Annotated in this window: 10 protein-coding genes; 8 read left to right on the top strand and 2 right to left on the bottom strand. The window is 74.4% G+C overall.

Annotation, left to right across the window (positions count from 1 at the left end):
• The first annotated feature begins 323 nt into the window (after positions 1 to 323).
• Positions 324 to 2,624 (top strand): FG-GAP repeat domain-containing protein, encoded by a 2,301-nt coding sequence (locus ACZ3IL_RS05080; protein ID WP_467386619.1) that lies wholly within the window; start codon positions 324 to 326, stop codon positions 2,622 to 2,624.
• 4 nt (positions 2,625 to 2,628) lie between these two features.
• On the opposite strand, the gene ACZ3IL_RS05085 is transcribed toward ACZ3IL_RS05080, so the two are convergent.
• On the bottom strand, positions 2,629 to 3,039 hold the full coding sequence (locus ACZ3IL_RS05085; protein ID WP_467386621.1) for an ATP-binding protein: 411 nt from the start codon (positions 3,037 to 3,039) through the stop codon (positions 2,629 to 2,631).
• A gap of 90 nt (positions 3,040 to 3,129) precedes the next feature.
• Here ACZ3IL_RS05085 and ACZ3IL_RS05090 point away from each other — a divergent pair, with 90 nt between their 5' ends.
• From ACZ3IL_RS05090 to catA, 7 genes are all read left to right on the top strand, one after another.
• A complete protein-coding gene (locus ACZ3IL_RS05090) occupies positions 3,130 to 3,993 on the top strand; it encodes a helix-turn-helix domain-containing protein (protein WP_467386623.1) in 864 nt (287 codons plus the stop codon).
• Positions 3,990 to 4,235 (top strand): DUF397 domain-containing protein, encoded by a 246-nt coding sequence (locus ACZ3IL_RS05095; RefSeq protein WP_467386625.1) that lies wholly within the window; start codon positions 3,990 to 3,992, stop codon positions 4,233 to 4,235. The genes ACZ3IL_RS05090 and ACZ3IL_RS05095 overlap by 4 nt, the downstream gene beginning before the upstream one ends.
• Positions 4,232 to 4,864: an HAD family hydrolase gene (locus ACZ3IL_RS05100; RefSeq protein ID WP_467386627.1), complete on the top strand. Its 633-nt coding sequence runs from the start codon at positions 4,232 to 4,234 to the stop codon at positions 4,862 to 4,864. The genes ACZ3IL_RS05095 and ACZ3IL_RS05100 overlap by 4 nt, the downstream gene beginning before the upstream one ends.
• A gap of 135 nt (positions 4,865 to 4,999) precedes the next feature.
• On the top strand, positions 5,000 to 7,168 hold the full coding sequence (locus ACZ3IL_RS05105) for an FG-GAP repeat domain-containing protein (RefSeq protein ID WP_467386629.1): 2,169 nt from the start codon (positions 5,000 to 5,002) through the stop codon (positions 7,166 to 7,168).
• A 112-nt stretch (positions 7,169 to 7,280) separates the two neighbouring features.
• On the top strand, positions 7,281 to 9,269 hold the full coding sequence (locus ACZ3IL_RS05110) for a protein kinase domain-containing protein (protein WP_467386631.1): 1,989 nt from the start codon (positions 7,281 to 7,283) through the stop codon (positions 9,267 to 9,269).
• Between the two features lie 94 nt (positions 9,270 to 9,363).
• Positions 9,364 to 10,530, top strand: a complete 1,167-nt coding sequence (locus ACZ3IL_RS05115) for a flavin-containing monooxygenase (protein WP_467386633.1) — start codon at positions 9,364 to 9,366, stop codon at positions 10,528 to 10,530.
• 126 nt (positions 10,531 to 10,656) lie between these two features.
• Positions 10,657 to 11,349, top strand: a complete 693-nt coding sequence (catA, locus tag ACZ3IL_RS05120; RefSeq protein ID WP_467386636.1) for a type A chloramphenicol O-acetyltransferase — start codon at positions 10,657 to 10,659, stop codon at positions 11,347 to 11,349.
• An 80-nt stretch (positions 11,350 to 11,429) separates the two neighbouring features.
• Here catA and ACZ3IL_RS05125 read toward each other — a convergent pair whose 3' ends face one another.
• Positions 11,430 to 12,740: an MFS transporter gene (locus tag ACZ3IL_RS05125; protein ID WP_467386638.1), complete on the bottom strand. Its 1,311-nt coding sequence runs from the start codon at positions 12,738 to 12,740 to the stop codon at positions 11,430 to 11,432.
• Between the last annotated feature and the right edge of the window lie 69 nt (positions 12,741 to 12,809).

Raw genomic sequence — 12,809 nt, forward strand, 5'->3', positions numbered from 1 at the left:
CGTACGCCGACGGGTCGGTGGTGCCGGTCGGCGCGGGCACCAGGCGTGGGGCAGTACCACTCCGACAAGAGGGCCGAGCTCGTCGCATGGGGTCCGCTCGGCGGGCAGAGGGTGGTCGCGGCCGGTTCCCTGCCGGGCGGCGACGTCGACGGCGACGGCCGCCCCGGCCTGATCGCGTACGGGCCGAACGGCACGTACGTCTACCGGTCCGCCGAGGGCAGGGAACGCCCGTCTCACCGGCGCACAACCATTCGACCTCCCCCCGCGTCCCACTCGCGACGGCGGACCGTCGCCGCACCACGTCTTCCGGGGGAGGAACCCCTTTGATCCACACGCGTACGCCCCGCCGCCGTCTCGCCGCGGCCGTCGTCGCCGTCCTCGCCGCCACCGGCACCGGCCTGGCGACCCCGGCGGCGGCGACCGGCGCACCCGCCGCGGCTCCTTCCGCCGCCCCGGCCGCCACCGCCGCCCCGGCGATCGTGCCCTACCCGGCCGGCCGGGCGGATCTCGTCGGGGCCGGCACGACCGGATTCATGACCCGGACCGTGGACGACCGGGGCCCCCACGCCGTCTGGACGCGCTACTCCGACGGCAGCAGGCGGGAGCCGTGGTCGGGTGACAACCTGGTCACCGTCGCGCGCGCCTCCGACGTGGCCGTGTGCGTGACGCCGGACGGGTACGTCACGCTCCGGGACATGACGACGGACCAGGACTTCCTGTCCTTCTCGTCCGGGGTCGCCGGCCGCGACGGCCGCTACGTCGGGGCCGTCGGCCGGACCGTGCTCGTCAGGGTGTCCAACGCCTCGGGCGGGCACGACGTGCACCTCCTCTCCCGGGGTGACGGGGGCGGTCTCGCGGACCGGACCGTGACCGGCCTGCCGAAGGACGCGCGGAACCCGGTGGTCCAGGAGGGCACGTCCGACACCGCCCTGCTCACGTACCTCACCGGCACGGGCGCGGACGAGCGGCGGCACTGGGCCACCGTGGACCTCGCCACCGCCGCGCTCACGAAGACCGCGCTCCTCCCCGGCGACCCGAACCGGCAGCCCGTGATCGCCCTGTCGGGCAAGCACGTCGTCCGGCTGGAGTTCGGCACCGGGGGCGCGGCCACGGCAGTCGTCACCGAGCGGAGCCCCGCCACCGGCACCGGCACTCAGCGGATCGCCCTGCCCGCCGGCGCCGACTCCGTCGGCCTGGTCGGCGACTGGCTGGTGTACGCGCAGAGCCACGGCTACGAGGAGCGCAACCCGTCCCCGGCGTACGCCGTGACCGCGCGCCACCTGGGGAACGGCACGACCCGGAAGCTCATGGACGACATGACGCTCTCGGCCGTGGCCCCCGGCGGGGTGCTGGCCGTGCAGGGTGGCACGATCGACGGCGGCGAGGGCCTCTACCGGATCGTCCCCGGCGCGGACGGCGTCCCGGCCGTCACCCGGGTCGCCTCCTCCGGCCTCTCGACCAAGGTCACGCTGCTCGGACACAACATCCCGAAGGTCGTCGACCTCGACAGGACCGGCGGCCGGTTCACCATGGTCTGGCAGCTCAGCCGGTCCGAGGTCGAGATGCGGGTCAAGATCCGCAACACCCGGACGGGCGAGGCCCTGTCGGACGACGTCCTCCCGCTCAACGTGCCCGAGTACGACCCGCACGCGGTGCCGTACACCTGGGAGGGCCGGCTCGCCTGGAACGGAGTCCCCGATCTGTGGACGGGCGCGTCCGGCGGCCCGTACACCTGGGAGATCACGGCGAAGCCGCTCAACGGCATCGGGCCCGAGCTGCGGACCTCCGGCTCGTTCACGGTGACCCGCGGGCCCGGCCTCCACGACTACGACGCCGACGGCTCCCCGGACGTGCTGGCCCGGGACACGGCGGGCCGCCTGTGGATCGGCGACACGTTCCCCTCCTCGTACGGGGACCAGCTCGACCAGAACCCGGGTCTGCTCGTCGGCTCCGGCTGGCAGGTCTACGACCGGATCGAGGCGGTCGGGAACCTGGGCGGCTCGGCGGTGTCCGACGTGGTGGCCCGGGACCGCTCGGGCGTCCTGTGGCTGTACCGGGGCACGGGCGACGGCAGGGCCCCGCTCGGCGGGCGGACGCGGATCGGCGGCGGCTGGGGAACGTACGACACGTTCACCGGCGGCTCCGACCTGACCGGCGACGGCCGGCCCGACCTCGTGGCCGCCGACCGCGCGGGCGCGCTGTGGCTCTACCCGGCCACCGGCAACGCGAGCGCCCCGTTCGGCGCACGCAAGAGGATCGGCGGCGGCTGGGGCGCCTACAACCAGGTCACCGCCACCGGGAACATCGGCGGCGGGACCGCCGGGGACCTCGTCGCCCGCGACAGGGACGGCGTCCTCTGGCTGTACCTCGGCAAGGGCGACGGCACGTTCGCGCCCCGCACGAAGATCGGCGGCGGCTGGGGCTCGTACGGCCACCTGGTCGGCGTCGGGGACGCCGACCGGGACGGACGGCCCGACCTGTACGCGACGGGCGCGGGCGGCAACCCGGCCGACGTCGTCCTCTACAAGGGGACCGGGGACTGGAAGCGGCCGTTCCGGCCGAGGTCGATGGTCTCGGTGTCCTCGATGACCGGAGACGATCCCGCCCGGAACCTCTACCTCTGAGGAATCAGCGGGAGGTCAGCGGGACGGTCGCCCAGACCGTCTTGCCGACCTCCCGGTCCTTCACGCCCCACGTGGTCGCGAGGGCGGCGACGAGCAGCAGCCCGTAGCCGCCCTCGCCGGGCGTCGCGGACGGTGACGGCCGCCGCTCGCCGCGCGCGTCGGTCAGCTCGATCCGCACGTGGCCGTCGCCCCGCTCCATCCGCACCTCGAAGTCCCGCCCGGGAACCCGGCCGTGGAGGACGGCGTTGCTCGCGAGTTCGGCGAGGACCAGCTCGGCGGCCTCGGCTCCGGGGCCGGTCACGCCCCAGTCGTGGAGCTGGTTCACGCCCAGCAGACGCGCCAGGCGCGCGCCCCGGCGCGTGGCCGACAGACGGAGGACGAACTCACCGGTCGGGGTGGCGGTTTCTGTCTTCATGCCCCGAGAGTGGAGCCCCGGCCCTACGCTGACCAGCAGCGACGCGACGACGCTGCGTAACGGTACGGGCACGCCAAGAAGGCGGTACGGATGTCGGGGAACGAGGAGGAGAGGCCGGAACGGCCCTCCGAGACGGACGGTACGGCGCACCTTTTCCGGGCGCTGGGGAAGATGCTGAAGGTCCTGCGGCGCAACGCGGGCCTGAGCCAGGCAGAACTGTCCGACCTGGCGCATTGCAGCGAGGACCTGATCTCCTCGGTGGAACGGGGGGTACGGACTCCGCAGCCGGACTTCCTGGTACGGGTGGACCCGCTGGTGAAGGCGGGCGGGGCGCTGGCAGCTGCGGCGGACGACGTGCGGGAAGCTCTGGCGAGGGTCAGGGTGCGGCACCCGGACTGGTTCCGCAGCTACGCCAGGGCGGAGGCCGAAGCGGTGACGCTGCACTACTACGCACCTCAGGTCATGCCGGGCATCCTCCAGGTGCCCGGATACGCGGACGCCGTCTTCCGGCACCGCCGCCCGCTCTACGACGAGGCGACCATCGAGAAACGGCTGGCCGACCGGCTCGCCCGCCAGGCCATCTTCGAGAAGCAGCCCGCTCCGACGATGAGCTTCGTCATCGAAGAGGACGTACTGCGCCGCCCCTTGGGGGGCCGAAACGCCTTCCGGGAGCAGCTCAAGCGCCTCATCGAGGTCGCCAAGCTTCGGAACGTCCACCTCCAGATCATGCCGACCGACCGCGAGGAACACCCGGCCCTGGAAGGCGTATTCACGCTGCTGACACTGAGGGGTCGACGAGAGGTCGCGTACATCGAGAGCTACCAGCACGCCCGCCTCATCACCGACCCCGAAGAGGTCCGGATGTACACCGAGCGGTATGGGATCATGCGCGCACAGGCACTCACCCCCGGGGAGTCCCTGGAGTACCTCGAAAAATTGCTGGGAGAGCTATGAGCACCGCAGATCTTGCCTGGTTCAAGAGCAGCTACAGCGGCGGCGAAGGCGGCAACTGCGTCGAACTCGCCTACGAGTGGCGCAAGTCCAGCTACAGCGGCGGCGAAGGCGGCGAATGCGTCGAGGTCGCCGCCCACCCCACCACCGTCCACGTCCGTGACTCCAAGGTCCCGCACGGCCCCCAGCTCGCGGTGGCCCCGGCCGCCTGGGCCGCGTTCGTGGACGTAGCCTCCACCGTGTGACCAGGAAGAAATTCGTCCTCTTCGACGTCGACGGCACCCTCATGGACGCCGTCGCCAACCAGCGCCGCGTCTGGCACGCGTGGGCCGCGCGGTACGGGCTCGACGGGGACGAGGTGTACGCCGTCGCGCTGCGCACCCGTCCCGTGGAGACGTTCGCGGCGGTCGTGCCGGCCGAGGACCCGGCCGCGTGCCTCGCCCTCCTGCACGCCCTGGAGGACGAGGACGTGCGGACGGGCACGTACGCGGCCTTCGACGGGGCCGCCGGGCTGCTGACCGCGCTGCCGGCGGACCGGTGGGCCCTGGTGACGTCGAACTACGAGCACCGGGTGCGGGGCCGGTTCGGGCGGACCGGGCTCCCGCTCCCGGGGCTGATCGTGGACGCGGCCTCGGTGGCGGAGGGCAAACCGTCGCCCGTCCCGTACCTCACCGCCGCCGAGAGGCTGGGCGCGGACCCGGCGGAGTGCCTGGTGATCGAGGACGCGCCCTCGGGGGTGCGGTCGGGCCTCGACGCGGGGATGACGGTCTGGACGGTCAACGTCCCGGCCCCGCACCCGGACGCCCACCGGCACTTCCCGACCCTCGCGGAGGCGGCCCCGCACGTCCTGGCGGCGCTGGCGGAGCGGGCGTAGCAGCCCTTCCGCGGCGGCCGTCCGTTTTCCCTTCGCGCCCGCTCCGGTTCCCGTACAACCCTCCCGGCGGTCCACGGGTCTCCTGGACCGGGGCACGCGAAGCGCCCCTGAACACTCACACAGGGGGATGCCCTCATGTCTCGCACAGCCGGCACGCTGGCCGCCGCGGTCACCACCGTCCTGACACTGACCGCCGGCGCGCTCTCCGCCGTCCCGGCACTCGCCGTCACGGCGGCCGGTACCACGAGCGCGGCCACGGCCGTGGGGCAGCAGGCCCCGGTGGCCTTCCCCGTCCGGAGCGACATCGTCAGCGCGGGGAAGAAAGGTTTCCTCACCAAGGGCGAGAAGACGCTCTGGACGGACCTGGAGACCGGCGCCACGACCGAGCTGCCCGGGACCCCGATCAACGGCACCGCCCCGGACACCGTCGCCGTGACCGTCGCCCCGAACGTCTTCCGGCTCTACGACACGGCCTCGGGCGCCGAGCCCGTGACCGTCGACCTGAGCGACCGGGGAGTCTCGTACACCCCGGCCGGGTTCATCGACGGGACGCTCCTCCTGTGGACCGGCGACGGACTGCACCTGGTCCGCAAGGAGGGCGAAGAAATCACGGACCGGAAGGTGCCCGGCATCGCGAAGCCGGGCGCGGGACGGCCCGGGATCACACCCGCCGGCCCCGGCCGGTTCGTGGTGGGCCACGGAACCACCGAACCCATGGTGGCGGTCGTCGACCTGGCCACCGGCACCGTCGCCGCGTCGTGGTCCACCGCCGGATGGGCGTCCAGCGTCGCCGCGTCGGACACCTCCGTCGCGTGGACGGTGGAGCTCGGCAGCGGCAAGGTCGACCTGAACGTCCTCGACCGGGCCACCGGGAAGACCACGACCACCCGGCTGGACGGCGGCGACCGGGCGCGGGTCGACATCCTGGGCGACTGGACCCTCACCGCCGACCCCCGCGGGCTGATGAACGCCCAGTACCCGGAACTGGTCCCGCTGACCGCGCGCTCCCTCCGGGACCCGGCCGCCACGGTGCGGCTGCTCGACCACCGCTCGTCCTCGGCCGTGGCCCCCGACGGCAGCCTGCTCGTGCGCGGCGGCACGAAGGAGCACGGCGAGGGCCTGTACCGCGTCTCCCTCGACGCCGGGGGCACCCCGGTCGCCGCCCTCGTCGCGGGCAGCGGCGAGTCGACCGGCCTCGGCACGCCGGTGCCGTCGGTCCCGGAGACGGTCACCCTCGGCTCCACCTACCCCGACGCGCTGTTCTCCTGGACGCTCGCCCGGACCAACGTGAGGGCGAGCCTGACGCTGCGCCACACCGCGAGCGGGTCGACCAGGCACGCCGTGTTCCAGGGCGCGTACACGGAGAAGCCCCCGTTCACGGTCTCCTACCGCTGGGACGGACTCCTGGACACGAGGAACGCGCCCGCCGGCGCGTACACCTGGGAGTTCACCGCCACCCCCGCGAACGGCATCGGCGATCCCGTGAGCGCCCGGGGGCAACTCACCGTGGTCCGTCCCGTCACCGCCCGGCACGACTTCGACGGCGACGGGGCCCCGGACGTCCTGGCGCGGGATACGGACGGCCGGCTGTGGCGCGACAACACGCGCTTCCCCGACCAGGAGATGATGCCCGCCGGGCGCTCCCTGGTGGGCGGCGGCTGGAACGTGTACGACCGGATCGCGGTGGCGGGCGACCTCGGCGGCTCCGACACGGACGACCTCGTCGCGCGGGACAGGAGCGGTGGCCTCTGGCTGTACCAGGGCAAGGGCGACGGCGGCTTCACGTCCCGGAAGAAGATCGGCACCAACTGGGGCGTCCACAACAGGATCACCGGCGGCAGCGACCTGAACGGCGACGGGAGGAGCGACCTCCTCGCCGTCGACAAGGCCGGCGCGCTGTGGCTCTACCCCGGCACCGGTAACGTCAACGCCCCGCTCGGCGACCGCAGGAGGATCGGCACCAACTGGGGCGCCTACAACCTGGTCGCCGCCATGGGCAACACGGCCGGCGCGCCGGCGGGGGACGTCATCGCCCGCGACGCCTCCGGGGTCCTCTGGATGTACCTCGGTCTCGGCGACGGCACGCTCGGCCCCCGCATCAGGGTGGGCGGCGGCTGGAACGCGTACACCCACCTCGTGCCCCTCGGCAACGCCGACCGGTACGGCACCGCCGACCTGTTCGCGGTCACCCCCCGGTCCACGTACCTCTACGGCAGCCGGGGCGTCTGGAACAACGTCTTCACGTCGCGCCGGAACACCGGCCTCTACCCGGACGGAACCACCGCCTACGACCTCTTCTCCTGACGTCCGGGACGGCGGTGCGGTCCCCCTTCCGGCCCGCACCGCCCCTTGAGGTCAAACCCCATGAAAACGAACGCCGTTCAGCTGTCGGGCACGCTCGGATACTGTGTCGCCCATGCAGGGGGAACCGAAAGAGAACGCGGCACTCGACAACCTGAACGGCAGCGGGGCGACGCCGCTGGAACCGGAGGACCCACGGCGGATCGGCGCGTTCCGGCTGCTCGGCGTGCTCGGGTCCGGCGGCATGGGGCGGGTCTACCTCGGCGCCGTCCCGGGGAAGTTCGCCGCCGTGAAGCGGGTGCTGCCGGTCCTCGCCGAGGACGCGGACTTCCTGAGCCACTTCGGGCACGAGCTGGACAACCTGGCCCGGCTGCCCGCCGGGGCCAACACCAGGCTCCTGGCGAGCGACCGCACGTCGAAACCGCCGTGGTTCGCCACCGAGTTCATCCCGGGGATCACCCTCAACGAGGCGATCCGGCTCAACGGCGGCCCGCTGACCGGCGCGGCCCTGTGGCGGCTCCTGCGGGACGCGGCGGCCGGACTGCGGGTGGTGCACGGCGCCGACATGGTGCACCGCGACCTCAAGCCGTCCAACGTGATGCTGACCGGGGACGGCCTCTCCCTCATCGACTTCGGCGTGGCCCGCGCCGCCGACCAGAGCCGGCTGACCAGGACCGGCATGGTCATCGGCACGCCCGCCTACATGGCCCCCGAGCAGGCCGTCGCGGACCGGGAGCTGACGGGCGCGGCGGACGTGTTCGGGCTCGGCAGCCTCCTGCTGTACGCGGCGAACGGCCGGCCGCCGTTCGGCGACGGCTCCGGTCCCGGCCTGCTGTACCGGGTCGTGCACTCCGAACCCGACGTCGGACGCCTCGCGCAGGACGATCCCGCGCTCGCGGAGCTCGTACGGAAGTGCCTCGCGAAGAACCCGGCGGACCGGCCGACCGCCGACGAACTGGCCGCCCTCGCCGCGAAGGGGGCGGAAGGGGCCGCGTGGCCCGCCGCCGTCACCGAACGCATCGGTGAGCGCGCGGAGTTCGCCTCCGGCCCTCCCACGGCCGAACAGCTCGCGGAGCTGGAACGGACCGACCCGGCCGTCACGGGCGTCCCCGACGTGCCGACGGCCTCGCTCACCCCGCGGGGCCCGCACGCGCCCGTGACCCTCTCCCCCGGCACGGCGGGCGTCACCGGAACCGCGCCCGGCGAGCGGCGGAAGCGGCGCGGCCGGTTCGCCGTGTTCGCCGTGCCCGTCGTCGTGGCGACCGGCACCACCCTGACCGTGGCCCTCGGCCCGTACGAGATCGGCCGGCTCGGCGCGGCCCCGGAGACCTCCGTGCCGCCGTCCGCCGTCGCCTCGCAGCCCGCCGCCGTGCCCGGGACGGCGTCGCCGGGGACGGGCACGCCCTCCACGGGGACGCCCACGGCGTCGCAGTCGCCGTCCACGGGGGCGTCCTCGGCACCGCCGGGCGCCTCCCCCGGCGCCCCGCTCCCGCCCGCGCCGCCGCCCGCCGGGGGCGGGGGCGGGGGCGGCTCCCTGCCCGCCGGTTCGGGCTCGGGTTCGGGCTCCGGCGCGGGAGGCGGAGGCGGCGGGGCCCCGAACCCGACCGCTCCCTCCGGCGGCGGGACGACGACCCGCCCCGCCCCGCAGCCGACGACCCAGAAACCCGCGCCGCCCCCGGCGACCGGCGGCGGTTCGGCACCCTCGGGGACGTACTCCCTGGAGAACGCGAACAGCGGGAACTGCCTGGTGGAGTACAACCAGGGCTTCGGCGACCGCGTCGGCACGGTCGCGTGCGGCTCGAAGGACGGCAGTGCCGACTACGGGTTCTCCTGGACCTACGTGTCCGGCGCGAACGGCACCTTCCGACTGGTCAGCAAGAGGTCCGGCCGATGCCTCCAGCCCGGTGGCAACACCGCCGTCACGACCGCCGCCTGCAACGGGGCGGGCGCACAGTCCTGGAAGGTGTCCTCCTCCTCGTCCGGCGGCCGGGCCCTCAAGAACACGAGCAACGGCATGTGCCTGACGACCGGCTCGTTCGCGGCCACGACCTTCACCTGCGGTTCGGGCGCCAACCAGCTCTGGCGGAACATCGGCGCGCTCTGAACACCCGGGAGGGGGCGGGCGCGTGACCGATTCGCAACCGAACCCCCTCCCGGCCGAGACCCACTCCGTGTACACGTCATTACGCTGGGCATTCATGGTCACCACCCCCCATGAACCGTCCGCCCACCCCGTCTACGTCATCGGCGGCGGGCCCGGCGGCCTCGCGGTCGCCGCCGCCCTGCGCGGGCGGGGCGTGCGGACCGTCGTCCTGGAGAAGTCCGGCGCCGTCGGCGCGTCCTGGCGCGCCCACTACGACCGGCTGCGGCTGCACACCACCCGGCGGCTCTCCGCCCTCCCGGGCCTGGGGATGCCCCGCTCGTTCGGGCGCTGGGTCGCCCGCGCCGACGTGGTGCGCTACCTGGAGAAGTACGCCGAGAAGCACGAACTGGAGATCGTGACGGGCGTCGAGGTCTTCCGCGTCGAGCGGTCCGGGGAGGACTGGGTCCTGCACGCGACCGGCGGGCGCCGGCTCACCGGGAGCGCGGTCGTGGTGGCCACCGGGTACAACCACACCCCGCACGTCCCGGCGTGGCCCGGCCGCGACGCGTACGGGGGCGAGCTGAGCCACGCGCGCGCGTACCGGAACCCGGGACCGTACGGGGGGAAGGACGTCCTGGTCGTGGGCGCCGGGAACACGGGCGCCGAGATCGCCGCCGACCTCGCCGGGGGCGGCGCGGCGCGGGTGCGGCTCGCGGTGCGGACGGCCCCGCACATCGTGCGGCGCACGACGCTCGGCTGGCCCGCCCAGCGCACCGGCATCCTGGTGCGGCGGCTGCCGGTGCCGGTGGTGGACCGGCTGGGGGCGCTGATGGCCCGCACCGCCGCGCCCGACCTCACGGCGTACGGGCTGCCCCGGCCGGACACGGGCCTCGCCACCCGCCAGCGGCAGGGGGCGATACCGGTGCAGGACGTGGGCCTGGTCGCCGCCGTACGGGCCGGGAAGGTCGAGGTCGTCGCCGCCGTCGAGGGCTTCGAGGACGACGGCGTGCTCCTCGCGGACGGCACCCGGATCGCCCCGGACGCGGTGATCGCGGCGACCGGCTACCGCCGCGCCCTGGAACCGCTCGTCGGCCACCTGGGCGTGCTCGACGACCGGGGGCGGCCGGCCGTCCACGGCGCCCGCTGCCCGCGCGAGGCCCCGGGCCTGTACTTCACGGGCTTCACGAACCCGATCAGCGGGATGCTCCGGGAGCTGGCGATCGACGCGGAGAAGATCGCGCGGGCGATCGCACGCCGGGCGGCGCGGGCCGGGCGCGCCTGAGACCTCCTGCGGCGGCGCCCGGCCCGCCCCCGGTGCCGTGGCCGCCGGCCGGAGCGGGCCGCCCCCTCGGGCGGCGGCCCCGGCAATTCGGTGGGGCCCCGCCCCGGCGGCTGACACGATGGGCGGATGGACGTTCCCCTCCCGATCGACCTCGACGCGTGGCCGCGCCGACAGCACTTCGAGCACTACCGCCGGCGCGTTCCGTGCACGTACTCGATGACGGTGGAGCTGGACGTGACCGCGTTCGCCGCGGCGCTGCGGCGCTCGCGGCGCAAGTCCTACGTCGCGCAGGTCTGGGCGCTCTCCACGGTCGTCAACCGTCACGACGAGTTCAGGATGTGCCTCACCGCGTCGGGCGAGCCGGCCGTCTGGCCCGTCGTGCACCCCGCCTTCACGGTGTTCAACCCGGAACGCGAGACGTTCGCGTGCGTGTGGGCCGACCACGACCCCGACTTCGGCGCGTTCCACGACGTGGCCGCCCCCCTGCTCGCGGAGCACGGCCGCGCCACCGACTTCTTCCCCCGGGGGGCGCCGCCGGCCAACGCGTTCGACGTGTCGAGCCTGCCCTGGACGTCCTTCACCGGGTTCAACCTCAACATCGGCGGCAACGGCTGGGACCACCTCGCGCCGATCTTCACCCTCGGCCGGTACGCCGAGCGGGACGGCCGGGTCCTGCTCCCGCTGGCGGTGCAGGTGCACCACGCCGCCGCGGACGGTTTCCACACGGCACGGCTCGTCAACGAGCTGCGGGCCCTCCTCGCGGACCCGTCCTGGCTCGAGGAGGGACCGGGCCGGGCCCTCCCGGAGCTTCCGGGATGACGGGGAGCCCCGGGACGGCGGTTCGCCCGCCGCCCCGGGGCTCCCCGGCGTACGGGCCCGGCCGTCACCCCGTGGGGACGTCACGCCCCCGCCGGGAGCACCGCCTCGGTCCGGGGCCGGCTGATCACCAGGGCCATCAGGGCCGCCGCCGCGCACAGGGCGCCCGAGGCGTACCAGGCGACGTCGTAGGTGCCGAAGGCGTCGCGGGCCAGGCCGGCCGCGAAGGCGACGGCCGCCGCGCCGACCTGGTGGGAGGCGAGGACCCAGCCGAAGACGATCGCGGAGTCCGCGCCGAAGTGCTCGCGGCACAGGGCGATCGTGGGCGGGACCGTGGCCACCCAGTCCAGGCCGTAGAAGACGATGAAGAACAGCATCGGCGGGTGCACGGACGGCGCGAGCAGGATCGGCAGGAAGAGGAGCGAGATCCCGCGCAGCGCGTAGTAGACCGCGAGGAGCCGGCGTGCGGAGAACCGGTCGGTGAACCAGCCGGAGGCGATCGTGCCGGCGACGTCGAAGACGCCGATCACGGCGAGCAGTCCGGCCGCCGCCGTCACGGGCATGCCGTGGTCGTGGGCGGCGGGTACGAAGTGCGTCTTGACGAGGCCGTTCGTGGAGGCGCCGCAGATCGCGAAGGAGCCGGCGAGGAGCCAGAAGGGGCCGGTGCGGGCCGCCTCGACGAGGACCGTGACGGTCCGGCGGGCGGCGCCCGGGACGGGGGCGGGCTTCGCGGCGTACTCCCCGCCGTACGGGGCGAGCCCGGTGTCCGCCGGGTGGTCGCGGAGCAGGAGCCAGACGAACGGGACGACGGCGAGCGCGGCGAGTCCCGTGGTCACGGCGGCGGGCCGCCAGCCGTGGTGCTCGACCAGCCAGGAGAGCAGGGGGAGGAAGACGAGCTGGCCCGACGCCCCGGCGGCGGTGAGGATGCCGGTCACCAGGCCCCGGCGGGCGGTGAACCAGCGGTTGGTGACGGTCGCGGCGAAGGCGAGGGCCATGGAGCCGCTGCCGAGGCCGACGAGAACGCCCCAGAGGAGGACGAGCTGCCAGGCGGCGGTCATCCACACCGTGAGGAGCGAGCCGGCGGCGATGACCGCGAGGGCCGCCGCGACGACCCGGCGGATGCCGAAGCGGTCCATGAGGGCGGCGGCGAACGGGGCCGTCAGCCCGTAGAGGGCGAGGTTCACGGAGACCGCGAAGCCGATCGTGCCCCGCGACCAGTCGAACTCGTCGTGCAGCGGCTCGATCAGCAGGCCCGGCAGGGAGGCGAAGGCCGCGGCCCCGACGATCGTGACGAAGGTGACCGCCGCGACGGACCAGGCGCGGTGGACGCGGGGGGTGCGGGCCGGTCCGTCCCCGGAGGCGCGGGGGGCGGGGATCTCGGTTGTCTGAGCCATGCCGCCGAGCATCCCGGTCCGCGCCCGGCCCCCGCCATCGGCCCGGATGTCACCTTTCCAAAGGATCGG

This window comes from Streptomyces sp. NPDC014907 (assembly GCF_055562975.1).